The organism is Marinobacterium lacunae (genome assembly GCF_000705555.1).
Lineage (GTDB): Bacteria > Pseudomonadota > Gammaproteobacteria > Pseudomonadales > Balneatricaceae > Marinobacterium_D > Marinobacterium_D lacunae.
The window spans coordinates 62,278-79,556 of the sequence record NZ_JMQN01000015.1 but is presented as its reverse complement, the minus strand read 5'-3'; the positions used below and the strand labels follow the sequence as shown (position 1 = coordinate 79,556).

The window sequence follows — 17,279 nt, the reverse complement described above, 5'->3', positions numbered from 1 at the left end:
TGACAGCCTCTGTCTACCTGTTATTATCGCCCGATTATGAATCTTTCCGGCCGCCGTAACGACCGAGTTCAAATGTAGATGGATCGCCCCAGATCAAGCGCCGCACAATCCGGAACCCTGCGCCAGCTGCTGCCTATCGCAGCGGTGCTGCTACTGTGTCTTGCCGTCAGCACCGGCATACTGCTGTATGGCGCCCGCGCCAGCGCCGAGCAGGATGCCCGTCACTATGGACAGTCTCTGGCCCGCAGCACCGCAATTCTGATTCAGCCTTTGATGCTGGCCGACGACCGGATCAGCCTTAACTACCTGTTTAACGAACTCAACGCCCAGCCCCGGGTGAACGGACTTCACCTGACCGACACCCACAAGATACCGGTTGCCGTAGCGGGCACCCAAAGGGGGCTCGAGCATAAACTCGAGCTGGTTCGCGGAGAGGAAACCCTCGGAGAGCTCTCGGTCTGGGTGAATGCCGACTACGGCTGGACACTGCTTAAAAACCAACTGCTCGAAGCCGGGCTGCTGGCACTGCTGTCGATTGTCGCCTGTCTGCTGACGCTTTGGCTGCGCCTGCGTCCCAAGCCCGAGCCCGAGGCGGTTACGGAGGATTTCAAGACCGTTGCCTCTGGTGTATCGCCAGGCTTTGCCGAGTCCGCAAAAACAGAGTCTGTGGCGGCCCCTGTACCGGATTTTGACGCCGAAGACGCCGAAGACCCCGACGCCCTGCCCCGCTTCGACGACGAAGATGACGAGGACACCGAACAGATTCAGGTCCGCGAAGAGGAGTATGAGCTGCCGACGCTGGAGGACAGCGTCGATGAGGCTGAGCCGTTCGATGCCCCCCCTGCGTTGGAGGCAGAGGAGATCGAGCAGCCCGACGACACGGCGTTCGAGCGCGATGCATACACACCTGAAGCTGTCGAAGATGAGGATGAGGATACTGCGCATCACGAACTGGCGCCTCAGGTCGACACCTGGCTTAAGTCCCCCATGTCGCTCGATGCCGATGAGCAGGCCCCCAATTCGCACTGGCCGACCTCTCAGGAAGCCCCGGCTGAGCGGAATGAAGAACCGTCATCAGAAGCCCCCTCCGGTCGCGACGACAACCGGGAACTGGTCGAACTGCTGAAACCCTCACGCGATCAGGAGCGCATGCCGCCGTTCACGCCATCTCCCAGCCGCGATCCAGACAGCGATGAAGCGATTGCGCCGGATATGGACGATACCGATCAGGTCGAGTTCGACGATACCGACCAGGAACCGACCACCGCCAGCAGTCGCGACACATCACGCCCACGCCTGTCGATCGTGACGCCGCTTGGCAGTCAGGAGGAGCAGCTCGGCCTTTACACCCTTGAGCATGAGCTGGAGCTGATGCTGGGGTCGGATGAAGCCGGATATCTGTTCCTGATCGACGCCAGCAGTGCCCACTCCGAAAATCTCGAAGAGGATGAGCGGGTACAGCTGATGAAGCCGTACCGCACGCTGGCCAACTCGGTGGCCCACATCTATAGCGGCCGGGTGGAACCAACACCCGAGGGCGACCTGAAGCTGTTCTTTGACACACCCAAAGAGAGCGACGGCCACGGCATCAATGCGCTCTGTGCATCCATGCTCTTCACCAATCTCTACCGCCATTACAACCAACAACGGATCCGCCAGTTCAAGCCGGTCATCAACCTGCATCTGGCTCTGGTGCGCGGACATTATCAAAAGCTTGAGCGTATGCTCGAGGAAGCGCGCTTCCTGACCCGTACCACCGAGAGTAACGAGCTGATCACGCATACCGCGTTGACCGAAGCGCCGGACCTGAAAGCCACTCTGCTGGAAGGGGCGGATATCCGCCGTGAAGATGAGGATAAGGTGCTGCTGATCCGCATCGCCAAATCCTATCAGGAACTGCTGGAAAAACAGGCACGCCACCTGTTGGCGAAACTGCAGAGCCGGGAGCAGGCAAACGGCTGATCCGCCGCCTGCTCCGACCGATCACTCCGGACCCTGATCCTCGGCCTTGTCGGCCGCAATCACATCCATACCGTCAACGCGCTGGAAGCCGCGCGGCAGCTTGTTGCCCCGTCGACCACGCTCACCACGGTAGTGCTCCAGATCGGTGCCCTTGAGTTTCAGGTGCTGACGACCGGCATGCACCACCAGCGTATCGCCCGGTGCAAAGGTCTGCAGCGCAACCATCAGCTCCTCGCGAGAGGCCGCCGCCGATGACGGGATGTTAATGATCTTGTTGCCCTTGCCACGACCAAGCTGAGGCAGCTCGGATACCGGGAAGATCAGCAACCGCCCGCTTGAGCTGATCGCGGCCAGCAGATCGCTTTCGGGGTCACTGACCCGAACAGGCGGTAATACCCGCGCCGCTTTCGGCAATGTCAGCACCGCCTTGCCGTTCTTCGTTTTGGAGGTCAGATCTTCGATACGGGTCACAAAACCATAACCGGCATCCGATGCCATCAATACCTGATCCGCTTCGCGGCCGGCCGTCATCCCCTCGATGACTGCTCCCTTGGGCAGGGTCAACTTGCCGGTGACCGGCTCCCCCTGACCACGCGCCGAGGGCAAGGTATGCGTATCCAGCGTATAGCTGCGCCCTGTGCTGTCGACCAGTATCGTGGGCTGATTCATCCGTCCCTTGCAGGCAAGCTTGAAGCCGTCACCGGCCTTGTAGCTGAGCCCTTCGGCATCAATATCATGTCCCTTGGCGGCACGTATCCAGTCCTGTTTGGAGATGACCACTGTAACCGGGTCGGCACTGAGCAGGTCCTTCTCGCTGAACGCCTGCGCCTCTTCACGCTCGACCAGCGGCGAGCGTCGCTCATCGCCAAACTCTTCGGCTGTGGCTTCGATCTCTTCGCGAATCAGGTTGCGCATCAGCTCGTCGGAACCCAGCGTCTCTTCAAGCGCCTTGCGCTCTGCACTGAGTTCATCCTGCTCACCGCGAATCTTCATCTCCTCAAGACGGGCCAAATGGCGCAGTTTGAGATCGAGAATTGCATCAGCCTGAATGTCGGTGAGACCGAAACGGCTCATCAGCTCCTGCTTGGGCTCCTCCTCATGACGGATGATCGCGATCACCTCATCGATATTGAGGTAGGCGACCATCAAGCCTTCGAGGATATGCAGGCGGTCGATCACCTTTTTCAGGCGGTGCTGCAAACGCCGACGCACCACCTCGGTACGCCAGCTCAGCCACTCGGTGAGAATCTGTCGCAGATCCTTCACCTGGGGACGGCCATCGATACCGATCATGTTCAGGTTCACGCGGTAGCTGCGCTCGAGATCGGTACTGGCAAACAGGTGTGCCATCAACTGCTCGATATCGATGCGGTTGGAGCGCGGCACGATCACCAGACGGGTCGGGTTCTCGTGATCCGACTCATCGCGCAGATCCGATACCATCGGCAGTTTCTTCTGCTGCATTTGCGCGGCGATCTGCTCCAGTACGCGGGCACCGGACACCTGATAGGGCAGCGCAGTGATCACGATCTCGCCATCTTCGCGGCTGTACACGGCACGTGCTTTGACCGAGCCTCGGCCGGTCAGATACAGCTTTTGCAGATCGTCACGCGAGGTGATGATCTCCGCTTCGGTGGGGAAGTCAGGCCCCGGCACAAAGGTGCTGAGCTGCGCCACATCGGCACTGGGGTTTTCCAGCAGGTGCACGCAGGCCGCCGCCACTTCGCGCAGGTTATGCGGCGGAATATCGGTTGCCATACCGACGGCGATGCCGGTACCGCCGTTGAGCAGCACGTTGGGCAGTCGTGCTGGCAGTACTTCCGGCTCGTCCAACGTGCCGTCGAAGTTGGGCACCCAACTGACGGTGCCCTGCCCCAGCTCGCTCAACAGAACTTCGGCATAGCGCGACAGACGCGATTCGGTATAACGCATCGCCGCAAAGGATTTCGGGTCGTCCGGTGAGCCCCAGTTACCCTGCCCGTCCACCAGCGGGTAGCGGTAGCTGAACGGCTGTGCCATCAGCACCATCGCTTCGTAACAGGCGGAATCACCATGGGGGTGGAACTTACCCAGCACGTCACCGACGGTACGTGCTGATTTTTTGTACTTGGCCGTCGCCTTGAGCCCAAGCTCGGACATCGCATAGACGATGCGCCTTTGAACCGGCTTCATGCCGTCGCCGATATGCGGCAAGGCACGGTCCAGAATCACGTACATCGAATAGTCGAGATAGGCTTTCTCGGTGAAATCCCGCAGGGAAAGCTTCTCGGTACCGTTTTCCACAGTGGTCTCTACACTCATTCAGGCATCCTTGTGGGCGTCCCGTTCACACGATCGGTTTCTGCATGCCGCGAGTATGCCATCTAGCCCTCTAGGCGTCATCCAAACCCGCCACAAGCTGCTGATTCACTACCGCTTTTGGGCCATTTCGGTCTAATCTGGGGGTATCGGATCACCGGTTCAAGGAGAGCAATAATGCCGATCAGCAACAATCGTCTGCTGCTGGAGCTGGAAAAGCATCGCCGCGAGATCAATCGCGAGATCATCAACCCCCAGTTCCCGGAACTGGCGCTGGCTGACCTCAAGCCACTGCTAACCATGGTCGCCCACGCCCGTGCCGCGTACGTGCGCGAGCTGCTGGACATCGCCAATGTCAGCTCGAATTCGGTACCGAGCCAGGACCAGATCAACCATCTTCGTCGCTGCCGCGAAACCTTCGAAGAGCTGGTCACAGCGGCCAATGCACTGGAAACCGTGATTCAGCGCGACTATCTGGACGTAAAATCCAGCACGCCCGGACATTAAAACAATGCGGCGTGCATTCATCACTCTACTGTTGGTGATCGTGCCGCTATCGGCCGGCGCCGCTAAGGACAACGCCCACCCGCTGGTTGGCAAACTCTGGTCAACAGCAGAGCAGCGCTTCGTAGACTGGTCGGAGTTCTACCAACATTGGCTGCCCAAAGGCGGCTGGCTGCTACTGGGCGAGCAACACGATAACGCCGACCATCATCGCCTTGAAGCCCTGATCATCCGTGAGATGGGCACACGCAAGCAACTTGGCGCCGTCGCGCTCGAGATGGCTACGCTCCAACAGCAGCCGGCTTTTGATAAAGCCCAGGCTCAAGGCGCATCGGAGATCACCGCAGAGCAACTGGATTGGTCCGAAGGCTGGCCCTGGTCGCTTTACGCCGAACCTGTGCGTACGGCCTTTCACTGGAGCCCCAAGGTATTGGGCGCCGATATCGCCCGGGAGCGCATCAAAACGATCTACCGCGGAAAGGAAACGGTCGACGTGCTGGAGCCTGCGCATACCGCGTTCATGCTCGACCTGCTGTTCGACAGCCACTGCGGCCAGATGCCGAAAGACCGGTTACAACCGATGCAACAGATCCAGCTGGCACGCGATCAGCAGATTGCATCGGTGCTGCGCACCCATACACAGCCGGGGCTCACTGGCGTGTTGCTCACCGGCACCATCCACGCACGCAGCGATCTTGGTGTGCCGCGCTGGTTGGGCACCACTCCCCGCGTCAGTCTGTTGATGCAGGCGCTCGAACAGAGCCAATCCCCCGAGGACTATCACCCCGCCACCTTCGGCAATCTGCCCACTACTGACCTGATACTGTTCACGCCCGAGACCGAGGCAGCGGACTACTGTGCCGATCTGACGCTAAAATCCAAATAAGCACGACTCGCATCCTTCATATCGGCATCGTATAGTTTGTGCAATGCACAAACCGCATCGAGCAAGGATCCTCCATGCCACACAGCATCATGATTGCCCCGGCCGGTCTCGGCAGCGGACTGACCACCACCGTACTGGGTCTGGTTCATGCCCTTGAGCAACAGGGTATACGGGTGGGCTTTTTCAAGCCCATCGCCCAGACCCGCAACGGCGACGATACCGATCGCAGCGTGGCGATCCTGCGTACCGGCTCTGGCGCCAGCATCGCCGAACCCGTGCCGATGCGCGAAGCCGAGCATCTGGTCAGCACCGGCCGACTGGATCAATTGCTGGAGCTGATCATCGAGCGCTTTCAGGACAGCTGCACCGATTCACCGGATGTCGTGGTGATTGAGGGCCTGGTCGCCACCATGACCCAGCCCTATGCCAACACGTTGAACCGCGAGGTTGCGCGTGCGCTGGATGCCGACGTTGTCCTTGTCGCGGCCCCCGGGCATGACAGCGTCGATGCCATCGAGGACCACATCGACATTGTCGCGCGCTTCTACGGCGGCGTGAGCGACCCGCGAGTGCTTGGCTGCATCATGAACAAGCTTGACGCACCGCTTGATCGCGAAGGTAACCCGCGCCCGGATCTGACCGGTGACCAGGCGCTGACTCACAGCCTGAGCCTCGAACAGATTCGTGATCAGGCAAGCATGTTCAACGACGGTTTCCGGCTGCTGGGCGGCATCCCCTGGGACGGCGAGATGGTTGCGCCGCGCCTGAGTGACCTGATCGAATACCTCGGTGCCCGCGTGCTGTTCGGCGGCGAAATTACCAGCCGCCGTGTCAGCAGTATCACCCTCTGCGCCCAGACCCTTCCGCATGCGGCGGAGCACCTGAAACCCGGTACGCTGATCATCACCCCGGGCGATCGAGAGGATATCGTACTGGCGGCCTGCCTTGCGGCCAGTAATGGCGTCGCGCTGGCAGGACTGGTTCTCACCGGCGGCTATGTCCCATCGCCCGAACTGATGAAACTCTGCGCCAGCGCCCTGCGCTCGGGGCTGCCGATCGTAGGGGTCGATACCGACAGTTGGCAGACCGCACTGAACATCCCCCGCTACTCACTGGAGATTCCAGTGGATGATCAGGAGCGTATCAATCACGTCAAAGAGTTTACTGCGGCCCATCTGGACAGCGACTGGCTGGCCTCCCTGTGCAGTTACAGCGGCAAGGTGCACCTGTCACCGGCGGCGTTTCGCTACCAGCTGATCACCCGTGCACGCGAAGCGGCGCGCACTATCGTGCTCCCCGAGGGCAACGAGCCGCGCACCATACGCGCTGCCGCGATCTGCGCCGAGCGTGGCATCGCCCACTGTACCCTGCTCGGCAATCCGTCTGAGGTGGAACGCATCGCCAATAACCTTGGCGTTAATCTGGGTGAGGGGGTATCGATTCTTGACCCGGACGAGATCCGCTCACGCTACGTATCCCGGCTGGTCGAGCTGCGCGCTCACAAGGGCATGAACGAGCTCAAGGCGCTGGACGAGCTGCAGGATAATGTCATGCTCGGCACGCTGATGCTGGAGCTCGATGAGGTAGACGGACTGGTCAGCGGCGCTGTGCATACCACAGCCAACACCATACGTCCGGCCCTGCAGCTGATACGTACCGCCCCCCAGTGCCAGCTGGTCTCATCGGTGTTCTTCATGCTGCTGCCGGATCAGGTACTGGTATATGGCGACTGTGCCATCAACCCTGACCCAAGCGCGCAAGAGCTGGCCGACATCGCCATTCAGAGCGCAGACTCGGCCACAGCCTTTGGTATCGAGCCCCGGGTCGCGATGATCAGCTACAGCACCGGGCAGTCAGGACAGGGGGCGGATGTGGACAAGGTGCGTCAGGCAACCGCCCTTGCGCAACACAAGCGCCCCGACCTGCTGATCGACGGCCCGTTGCAATACGATGCCGCCATCATGGAAAGCGTGGCACGCAGCAAGGCACCGGACAGCCCGGTGGCCGGACGCGCAACGGTATTCATCTTCCCGGATCTGAACACCGGCAACACCACCTACAAGGCGGTACAGCGCAGTGCCGATGTGATCAGTATCGGTCCGATGCTCCAAGGCATGCGTAAACCGGTAAACGACCTCTCGCGCGGTGCGCTGGTCGAAGATATCGTGTTCACGATAGCGCTCACAGCGATTCAGGCTGCCAGCGGCGCACAGAGCTAGATCGCTAGGCCAGCTGCAAGGCCAACCAGGCATGAAAGCGCTGTACCCCCACCGAGCGCGCACGGTAGGGCGGCACCAGAAAATAGAAACCGTAGCCGCTGCGGTAGGCGAGGCCCAGGGGATTGACCAGCTCACCGCGGGCCAGCGCCTGCGAAGCCATGAAATCCGGCACCAGTGCCACGCCTTGAGCGCAACGTGCAGCCTCAAGCGACATGTAGAAATGCTCGAAGCCGTGACTGTAACGCGGAGCTGTCGGCTCACCGCCCACCATGCGCTGCAAAAACTGCCGCCAGAGCTGCGGCCGGGTGATATGGCGGATCAGCGGGTGCGCCAGCAGATCTTCCGGTGAGTCGATGGGCCGTTGTCTGAGCAGGTCAGGGTTAACCACCGGCAACAGCACCTCCTCTTTTAACAGCGTGGAGTGTTCATGACTGAGTGATAAGGGCAAACAGCGTATCGCCATGTCCGCCTGTGCGCCCTGAAACTGGAACGCCCCGTCACCGGTCACCATTGCCAGCTTCAGCTCCGGCATATCCCGACGTAACTGATCGAGCCTCGGAATGAGCCAAAGATTGCTGAACGAAGGTGTCAGATTCAGTGTCAGCGTATCGCTGGCGTGCATGCTCTGCTGGAGACTCGCGGTGGCGCTCTGGATCGTCTCCAGTGCTTGGGAGATTGCAGGCAGATACTGGCGACCGGCGTCGGTCAGCACCAGCCCCGAATGAAGACGGTCAAACAGCGGCAGCTCCAGATACTGCTCGAGCAACTGTACCTGCTTGCTGACCGCCCCCTGAGTCACACAGAGCTCCTGCGCGGCCTTGGAGAAACTCAGATGCCTGGCCGCCACCTCGAAGGTGCGCAGCGCGTTCAGTGGCGGTAATGAAGCGGGCATACCCTACCCCCTATGAGTTTTTCTCATACCCCTAGAGAATATATCGTTTGTTGGCCTCCGGTAAGCCACCTTTAATGCAGTGCAGATTCAACCAGCCCCTGAAGGTAACATGTGAGCCAGGTATTTCACCGCCATTGCCATACCCCCCTGCGCACCGCCGTACGTGGCGACGGGGTCTACATCTACGATCAAAACGGAAAAGCGTACCTTGATGCCAGCGGCGGCGCCGCGGTCTCCTGCCTTGGCCACAGCCATGCCGGCGTGCGCGCGGCGCTTCACCGGCAGATCGATCAGCTGGCCTATGCCCACAGCAGCTTCTTTACCACCGACGTCGCCGAAACACTGGCCACCCGGCTGACCGACCGGGCACCGGGCGATCTTAACCATGTCTACTTTTTAAGCGGCGGCTCCGAAGCGGTGGAGGCCGCGCTGAAGTTGGCCCGCCAGTACTTTGTCGAACGTGGCGAACACCAGCGCGTGCGCTTTATCGCCCGACGTCAGAGTTACCACGGCAACACGCTTGGGGCTCTGGCCGTCGGCGGAAACGCTTGGCGGCGAGCGCCCTTCGCCCCACTTCTGACACCGGCGGAACACATTGCGCCCTGTTACGCCTACCGCGACCGCCGGCCGGATGAAACACTGTTCGACTATGGCCAGCGTGTCGCTAATGAGCTTGAACAGAGCCTGCTCACTGTAGGCCCGGAAACCGTCATCGCTTTTGTCGCGGAACCTGTAGTGGGCGCCACGGCAGGGGCATTGACTGCCGTTGAAGGCTACTACACACGGATACGCGAGATCTGCGACCGCTATGGCGTACTGCTGATTCTCGACGAGGTGATGTGCGGCATGGGCCGCACCGGCACACTGTTCGCGCACGAACAGGAGGGGATTCATGCCGATATCGTCACCGTCGCCAAGGGCTTGGGGGCAGGCTACCAGCCGATAGGCGCCATGATCGCCTCGGACACACTGTACGACACCATCGCCGACGGCTCCGGCTTCTTCCAGCACGGCCACACCTACATGGCGCACGCCACGGCCATGGCCGGATCGCTTGCCGTACTCGATGCGCTGGAGCAGGAACAGATTCTGGCACGGGTCAATCCGATGGGTGAGGCGCTGATGTCACGCCTTAAGGCACGTTTTGCTGAACACCCCCATGTCGGTGACATTCGCGGGCGCGGACTGTTTCAGGCACTGGAGCTGGTGTTCGACCGTGAAACCAAACGCCCCTTCGATCCCCGATCGAAGCTGGACAGCCGGATCAAGAGTGCCGCCATGGCACTCGGCCTGATGTGCTATCCCATGGCCGGCACCATCGACGGCCACAGGGGGCACCATATCCTGCTGGCACCACCGTTCATTATTACCGAGTCTCAACTCGACGAACTGACAGACAAGCTCGCCGAAGCGCTAGATACCGCCATTGCAGCGGTTATCGAGGAGTACCCAGACGCAGGCTAGAGACATTCCTGCCCTTTGCAGTACCGGGTTCCAACAGTCAGGTTTTCCATTTCACTGCAATCCCAGAACCATGAACTAGACTGAGATTCATATTCAGTCCCACGAAGGAGTGTAAGGAGAGCAATATGAAGAAAATCAAATCAGCCCTGATGGGCGCAGGTTTCGCTGCGCTGCTAGGCTTGGCCCCCTCCACTCAGGCCCAGGATTTCATCACCATCGGGACCGGCGGCGTCACCGGCGTCTACTACCCGACAGGTGGCGCAATCTGCCGACTGGTCAATAAGGACCGCAAGGATCACGGCATCCGCTGCTCGGTCGAGAGTACCGGTGGCTCCGGCTACAACATCAACACCATTCGGGCCGGCGAACTCGACATGGGTGTCGCGCAGTCGGACGTACAGTACAACGCCTACCACGGCAAAGAGGAGTTCGCCGATTTCGGGCCCTATGAGGATCTGCGTTCGGTCTTCTCGATCCATCCTGAGCCCTTTACCGTAGTCGCGCGGGCCGGTGCCGGTATCAAGACCTTCGATGACCTCAAGGGCAAGCGCGTAAACGTCGGTAACCCAGGCTCCGGCCAGCGCAGTACGGTCGAGGTGCTACTCGCCGCCAAGGGCTGGACCATGGACGATTTCGCACTGGCCTCAGAGCTGAAAGCCGCCGAGCAGTCCAAGGCGCTGTGCGATAACAAAATCGACGCCATGATCTACACCGTGGGCCACCCCAGTGGCTCGATCAAAGAAGCCACCACCTCCTGCGACAGCGTCATCGTGGAAGTGGCCGGTCCCGTTGTGGATATGTTGGTCAACGAGAATCCTTACTACCGTATCGCCACCATTCCCGGCGGCATGTACCGCGGTAGCGATGAGGATGTGAAAACCTTCGGTGTCGGCGCCACCTTCGTCACATCTGCCAACGTTGATGCCAATCTGGTCTATCACGTCGTCAAGGCGGTATTCGAGAACTTCGACACCTTCACCAAGTTGCACCCAGCTTTCGCCACTCTGAAGAAAGAGGAGATGATCAGCGAAGGTCTCTCCGCGCCGCTGCATGAGGGCGCTCTCAAGTACTACAAGGAAGCGGGACTGATGTAAGCAGATCGCCTCACAATCCCTAGCTGGAGGGTGCAGGGTTTAGGCTCTGCACTCTCTCCTACTTTGCGAAGGAGATGCGCATGACGACGGAAAGTACTCAGGATCCGGCATCCGATAGCAAGGCGGCAGAGGAGTTTCTGAGCTCCGAAACCGGCAGTCGCCAGCTCTCGGGCGCCATGGGTAAGCTGGTAATCGGTCTATTGATCGCCTGGTCGCTGTTTCAGCTCTGGTATGCCTCCCCCCTTCCCTTCATTTTCGACTTCGGCACCCTGAACGAAGACCAGGCCAAGTTCATCCATCTAGCCTTTGCCAGCTTCCTCGCCTTTTGCCTGTTCCCTGCCACCCGGCACTCAAGTCATACATCAATCAGCCCGATCGATGCGCTGTTCGCACTGGGTGCTTCAGTCGCCTGTCTATACCTGCTGGTGTTTCGCAACGATCTGGCCACGCGCATGGGTGCGCCCACCACCACCGATGTGGTAATCGCGGTTATTGGCATGCTGACCCTGCTGGAAGCCACCCGTCGCGCACTAGGGCCACCGCTGACCATCGTGGCCATCGTATTTCTCGCCTTTACCTTCGGCGGGCAGTACATGCCGGATGTCATCGCCCACAAAGGCGCGAGCCTGAACAAAGTTGCCTCGCACCAGTGGCTGACCACCGAGGGGGTATTCGGTGTCGCGCTCGGAGTTTCCACCGCCTTCGTATTTCTATTTGTGTTGCTCGGTGCCCTGCTCGATAAAGCCGGGGCGGGCAATTACCTGATCAAGGTCTCTTTTTCCCTGCTCGGTCACATGCGCGGTGGTCCTGCCAAGGCAGCCGTGGTCGCATCAGGCCTCAGCGGTATTATCTCCGGTTCATCGATCGCCAACGTGGTCACCACCGGTACCTTCACCATCCCGCTGATGAAACGGGTCGGTTTTCCGGGCACCAAGGCCGGGGCTGTCGAGGTGGCAGCCTCCACCAACGGCCAGTTGACCCCTCCTATCATGGGGGCCGCCGCGTTCCTGATGGTTGAGTATGTCGGCATTCCCTATATCGAGGTGATCAAGCACGCCATTCTGCCCTCGCTGATCTCCTACATCGCACTGGTGTATATCGTGCACCTTGAGGCGATCAAACTTGGCATGAAGGGTATAGAGCGCCTGCACAAACCGACCACCGCGCAACGCATGCTCTCCTGGATGACAACCACACTCATCATGTTGGTGCTGGCAGCCATCGTGTATTACGGCTCGACCTTTCTCGAGTCGACACTGGGGGATACCGGCTACCTGATCATGATTCTTGCCGTTATTGCCGGCTATTTCGCACTGATCAAGCTATCAGCCAGTTACCCGGATCTTATAGAGGACGATTCCAGTATCGAACTCGACCATCTGCCCGAGCCACGCCCGACCCTGTTCTCAGGGCTCTATTTCGGCCTGCCGATCATCGTGTTGCTCTGGGCGCTGGCTGTAAAACAGTACTCGCCGCAACAATCGGCCTTCTACTCTGTCGTTTTCCTGATCGCCGTGGTGCTAACTCACCGACCGCTAAAAGCCTGGTTCCGTGGAGACCGCGACTGGGCAGGACAGTTCAAGGTCTGCTGGGACGACTTTATCGACGGTCTGATCTCGGGTGCGCGTAATATGGTGGGCATCGGTATCGCAACAGCCGCGGCCGGGATCATCGTCGGCACCGTCACACTGACAGGTCTCGGCCAGATGATGACGGAGTTCGTTGAGTTCATCTCGGGCGGCAACCTGATTCTGATCCTGATCTTCACCGCCGTGATCTGCATCATTCTCGGCATGGGACTGCCGACCACGGCGAACTACATCGTGGTATCGACCCTGATGGCGCCGGTGATCGTCTCGCTCGGTGCTGCCAATGGCCTGATCGTGCCGTTGATCGCCGTACACCTGTTCGTGTTCTATTTCGGCATACTCGCCGATGACACACCTCCGGTGGGGCTGGCGGCCTTTGCCGCCGCCGCGATAGCGCGCGCCGATCCGATCAAGACCGGTATCCAAGGTTTTACCTATGACATCCGTACAGCGATCCTGCCGTTCATGTTCATCTTCAACACCCAGCTGCTGCTGATCGGCCTGACCGGCGTCTTCGACCTGATTGTCACTGTGGCCAGCGCCATCGTGGCAATTTTGGTGTTTTCAGCCGCCACCCAGGGGTACTGGCTAGTCAAAAGCCGGTTGTGGGAGACAGCGGCCCTGTTGCTGATCGCATTCAGCCTGTTCAGACCCGGTTACTGGTGGGATATGGTCTACCCGCCCTCCGTCGTGTTGCCGGCAGCGCAGATCGATACCGAAGTCGAGAAGCTCAAGGCGGGCGATTTCATTCGCCTGAACTTCATAGGCATGACTATCGAAGGCGATGAAGTGAGCAAGACGATTCAGCTGCAACTGGATGACGACTCGGGCGATGCCACCGCGCGACTTGAGTCGCTCGGACTGATGTTGAGCCCTGATGGCGATAAACGCATCGTCGATCTGGTCGTATTCGGCAGTGCCGCCGAGAAATCGGGTGTCGATTTCGGCTGGGAGATTACCGGTATTCAGGCCAAGGCGGACCGACCGCCCAAGGAGCTGGTGTTCATTCCGGCAATGCTGTTGCTGGCCTTTGTCGGTTGGCTGCAACGCCGACGTTCAAACACCGAAACAGCGACCGCCTGACAGGCGCTATTGTAGGAGAAGGCTCTATGTACAAGACGATTCTTGTGCCGGTGGATCTGGCCGAAGAGGGATTTTGCGACGAGGTGGTCAGGCATGCGCTTGAAGTGCTGGCTCCCAAGGGCAAACTCATACTGCTGACGGTGGTGGCGGGCTATCAAATGCCGCTGGTAGGCTCCTATTTCCCGCCCGGCACCTTCGACAAGGCGATCAAGGAGGTGCATCAGCAGTTGAAGGCGTTCGTCGAGCAAAAGCTGCCGATCGATCCTGAAGACTGCACGCTAGAGGTCAAAGAAGGTAAGCCTGCCGACCTGATCCTCAGCGAAGCCAAGCGCTTAAAGGCCGACCTGATCGTGATGGCCAGCCACAAACGTTCACGCTTGGAGCGCAGCGTGCTGGGGTCGGTGGCCACCAAGGTGGTGGGGCGTTCAACAACGCCGGTGCTGGTGATAAAAGGCTAAGCCTAAAAGCCGGTGTCAGGGCTTGAGCGGTTTAAGCTCAGGCCTCGATCCAGATAATCGAGGCCATCCTTCCAGTTTGTCCGTCGCGGCGGTAGGAGTAAAAGTATTCCGATTCAGTGAACGTGCAGTAGTCGCCACCACTGACACTGGTTACACCGGCCGCATCCAGCCGCAGCCGTGCCAGGGAATAAAGGTCGGCCAGCCATTTTCCGGCAGCGGTAGGGCTGTGGACAAAAGCGGTCTCGCTGGCAGGCAATGCCCTGACAAACTGCTCACGTACCTCGCCTCCAACCTCGAAGGCCAGTGGGCCAATGGCAGGCCCGAGCCACACCAGCACCTGCTCAGGTTCATCAAAGTGCAGCAGCGTTGCCTCCAGCACACCGGAGGCCAGGCCGCGCCAGCCTGCATGGGCCGCCGCGACGCGCGTACCGGCGCGATCGGTAAACAGTACCGGCAGACAATCAGCCGTCATCACGGTGCAGGCAACGCCCGGACGGTCGCTCCAGCAACCGTCCGCTTCACGCACCTGCGCATCGCTCTGCGCTTTAACCACGCGCACGCCATGCACCTGCGAGAGCCACTGCGGCGGCTGTTTCAAACCCAGCGCCCGCGTCAACAGGGCACGGTTTTCCTCCACTGCGGCGGCATCATCCCCCACATGCAGGCCCAGATTAAGACCGTCAAACGGCGCCCGGCTGACCCCGTCGAGTCGGGTTGTGGTCAATGCATGGATGTGGGCAGGCGCTTGCCAGTCGGCTCTGATCAGTTTCATAGCTCGTAGTCGTAGTTCTCAGCGTCCTTTTTTAACACCGATAGCAGCTGCTGGAAATCCTCGGGCAGGTCGATCTCCCACGCCATCGCCTCGCCGGTTTCCGGATGCCAGAGTTCAAGGCGTTTTGCGTGCAGCGCCTGACGCTGAAAACCACGCAACACTTCGCGCATGGCGTTACTGCATCCCCTGGGCAGTCTAAAGCGCCCGCCATAGAGCGGATCACCGACCAACGGGTAGTTGATATGTGCCATGTGCACACGTATCTGGTGAGTGCGTCCGGTTTCAAGCTTCAGCCGGATATGTGTATGAGATCTGAATTTTTCCAGCACGCGGTAGTGCGTCACCGCCTCCTTGCCAACTCCGACCACCGCCATTTTCTGGCGATGACGCGGATGGCGCCCCATCGGCTCATCCACACAACCACCGCCGGTCATCACGCCGTGTACCACCGCCTCGTACTCCCGCCCCATACTTCGCTCCTGCAGCTGGGCTACCAGATCGGTTTGCGCGGGAATGGTCTTGGCCACCACCATCAACCCTGTGGTATCGCGGTCAAGTCGGTGCACGATACCGGCGCGCGGCACCTGAGCGATTGTCGGACAATGGTGCAGCAGTGCATTGAGCAGGGTGCCATCGGCATGCCCCGCTGCCGGGTGAACCACCAGTCCTGCCGGTTTGTTCAGCACGAGGATATGATCGTCCTCATAAATGATGTCGAGCGGAATATCCTCAGCGCTGTGCGCCTCAATCATCGCCAACTCAGCCGCGACGCGGATGACCTCGCCCCCGGCCAGCTTGTCACGGGGGCGGCGCACTTCACCGTCGACGGTCAGCGCGCCGTCCTTGATCCAGCCCTGCAGGCGCGAGCGTGAATACTCGGGAAACAGCTGCGCGACAGCCTGGTCCAGCCTGAGTCCATACATTTCGCTCGGCACTTCGGCCTGTAACTCCACTTGATCTGACATCTACTCACTACTCATCCGGTCGGATGTTTTGGTTGGGTTCGGGTTGTGTTTAAATAAGGCGCTATTTATCAGCCGATTATACCCGAATCCGGCCCGCTTCGCCGAGCGAGGCCCTTTGCATCAGGATTGATCAACATGCGATTCGTAAAAGCAAGTGCCGCTCTGGTGCTCGTTACACTGCTTTCAGCCTGCTCCTGGTGGGGGGGCGACAAGTTGGCCCCGGACGTACCCGAGCAGCAACTGTACGAAGAAGCACTCAGTGCCATGGATCAGGACAACTACGATCTGGCGGTCGAAAAGCTGCAACTACTCGAAGCCCGCTACCCGTTCGGTCAATACTCGGAGCAGGCACAGCTAGAGCTTATCTACGCCTACTTCAGGACCTACGAGCCGGAGTCCGCTTCCGCGGCGGCCGACCGTTTCATCCGTTTGCATCCCAACCACGAGAACATCGACTACGCCTATTACATGAAGGGTCTGACGGCGTTCGAGCAGGATCGGTCATTCCTGACCCGCTATCTGCCGCTGGACGAAACCCAGCGCGATCCGGGTGCCGCGCGGGATTCCTTCGATAGCTTCTCGACGCTGGTCAACCGCTACCCCGAAAGCGAATATGCGCCGGATGCACAGAAGCGCATGCAGTACCTGAAAAACCGCCTGGCGACCCATGAAATCCATGTTGCCTCCTACTACATGAAGCGCCAGGCCTGGGTGGCCGCGGCAAACCGTGGTCGCTACGTGGTGGAGAATTTTCAGGAAACGCCGGCCGTGCCCGACGCACTGGCGATCATGGGAGAGGCCTATACCGAGCTTGGCATGACTGAACTGGCCGAGAACGCCTACAAGGTACTTGAGCTCAACTTCCCCGATTACCAGATCGGCACCTTCAAGGAGCCGCGCTCCACCCTGCTGAACACGGCCACGTTCGGTCTGTTCGGCGAAGCCGAAGCCCCCGCGGTTCCGGCACGCCCCACCTCAACACCCGGCGCCCGCAAAGCCCAGGAAGAGAAAGAGCAGGCTGAAGAGACGGAACGCTCCTGGTTTGACCGGATCACCTTCGGCATATTCGACTGATCGTCCACTTAACGATCGG

General features: G+C 59.9%; 13 protein-coding genes. 9 read left to right on the top strand and 4 right to left on the bottom strand.

Annotated elements, in window-relative coordinates; genetic code table 11:
- Positions 1-78: 78 nt before the first annotated feature.
- Complete coding sequence (locus tag ADIMK_RS21230) at positions 79-1,962, top strand: prolipoprotein diacylglyceryl transferase (RefSeq protein ID WP_051692483.1); 1,884 nt, start codon at positions 79-81, stop codon at positions 1,960-1,962.
- A gap of 21 nt (positions 1,963-1,983) precedes the next feature.
- On the opposite strand, the gene parC is transcribed toward ADIMK_RS21230, so the two are convergent.
- The gene (gene parC, locus ADIMK_RS05025) at positions 1,984-4,263 is read right to left on the bottom strand and encodes a DNA topoisomerase IV subunit A (RefSeq protein ID WP_036184551.1); all 2,280 of its coding nucleotides are present in this window, start codon (positions 4,261-4,263) and stop codon (positions 1,984-1,986) included.
- A 174-nt stretch (positions 4,264-4,437) separates the two neighbouring features.
- Between parC and ADIMK_RS05020 the strand changes: the two genes are divergently transcribed.
- The 3 genes from ADIMK_RS05020 (at position 4,438) to pta (ending at position 7,869) form a co-directional block, all read left to right on the top strand.
- On the top strand, positions 4,438-4,767 hold the full coding sequence (locus ADIMK_RS05020; protein WP_036184549.1) for a hypothetical protein: 330 nt from the start codon (positions 4,438-4,440) through the stop codon (positions 4,765-4,767).
- Positions 4,768-4,771: 4 nt separating this feature from the next.
- A complete protein-coding gene (locus tag ADIMK_RS05015; RefSeq protein ID WP_036184548.1) occupies positions 4,772-5,650 on the top strand; it encodes a ChaN family lipoprotein in 879 nt (292 codons plus the stop codon).
- Between the two features lie 74 nt (positions 5,651-5,724).
- The gene (gene pta / locus ADIMK_RS05010; RefSeq protein ID WP_036184547.1) at positions 5,725-7,869 is read left to right on the top strand and encodes a phosphate acetyltransferase; all 2,145 of its coding nucleotides are present in this window, start codon (positions 5,725-5,727) and stop codon (positions 7,867-7,869) included.
- A 4-nt stretch (positions 7,870-7,873) separates the two neighbouring features.
- Here pta and ADIMK_RS05005 read toward each other — a convergent pair whose 3' ends face one another.
- Positions 7,874-8,761 carry a LysR substrate-binding domain-containing protein gene (locus tag ADIMK_RS05005; RefSeq protein ID WP_036184546.1) on the bottom strand — a complete coding sequence of 296 codons (888 nt, stop codon included), beginning with the start codon at positions 8,759-8,761 and terminating at the stop codon, positions 7,874-7,876.
- A 111-nt stretch (positions 8,762-8,872) separates the two neighbouring features.
- On the opposite strand from ADIMK_RS05005, the gene ADIMK_RS05000 reads away from it, so the two are divergent.
- The 4 genes from ADIMK_RS05000 to ADIMK_RS04985 all read left to right on the top strand — a co-directional run bounded on the left by ADIMK_RS05000 (position 8,873) and on the right by ADIMK_RS04985 (position 14,449).
- Positions 8,873-10,225 carry an aspartate aminotransferase family protein gene (locus ADIMK_RS05000; protein ID WP_036184544.1) on the top strand — a complete coding sequence of 451 codons (1,353 nt, stop codon included), beginning with the start codon at positions 8,873-8,875 and terminating at the stop codon, positions 10,223-10,225.
- 125 nt (positions 10,226-10,350) lie between these two features.
- Positions 10,351-11,319: a TAXI family TRAP transporter solute-binding subunit gene (locus ADIMK_RS04995; RefSeq protein WP_036184542.1), complete on the top strand. Its 969-nt coding sequence runs from the start codon at positions 10,351-10,353 to the stop codon at positions 11,317-11,319.
- Positions 11,320-11,399: 80 nt separating this feature from the next.
- Positions 11,400-13,991, top strand: a complete 2,592-nt coding sequence (locus tag ADIMK_RS04990; RefSeq protein WP_036184540.1) for a TRAP transporter permease — start codon at positions 11,400-11,402, stop codon at positions 13,989-13,991.
- A gap of 26 nt (positions 13,992-14,017) precedes the next feature.
- Entirely contained in the window at positions 14,018-14,449 is a 432-nt protein-coding gene (locus ADIMK_RS04985) for a universal stress protein (protein WP_036184539.1), read from the top strand.
- Positions 14,450-14,486: 37 nt separating this feature from the next.
- On the opposite strand, the gene pgeF is transcribed toward ADIMK_RS04985, so the two are convergent.
- Positions 14,487-15,221: a peptidoglycan editing factor PgeF gene (pgeF, locus tag ADIMK_RS04980; protein ID WP_036184537.1), complete on the bottom strand. Its 735-nt coding sequence runs from the start codon at positions 15,219-15,221 to the stop codon at positions 14,487-14,489.
- A complete protein-coding gene (gene rluD / locus ADIMK_RS04975) occupies positions 15,218-16,186 on the bottom strand; it encodes a 23S rRNA pseudouridine(1911/1915/1917) synthase RluD (RefSeq protein ID WP_036184535.1) in 969 nt (322 codons plus the stop codon). Before rluD ends, pgeF begins: the two co-directional genes overlap by 4 nt.
- A gap of 135 nt (positions 16,187-16,321) precedes the next feature.
- On the opposite strand from rluD, the gene ADIMK_RS04970 reads away from it, so the two are divergent.
- Entirely contained in the window at positions 16,322-17,260 is a 939-nt protein-coding gene (locus ADIMK_RS04970) for an outer membrane protein assembly factor BamD (protein ID WP_036184533.1), read from the top strand.
- Positions 17,261-17,279: the final 19 nt, after the last annotated feature.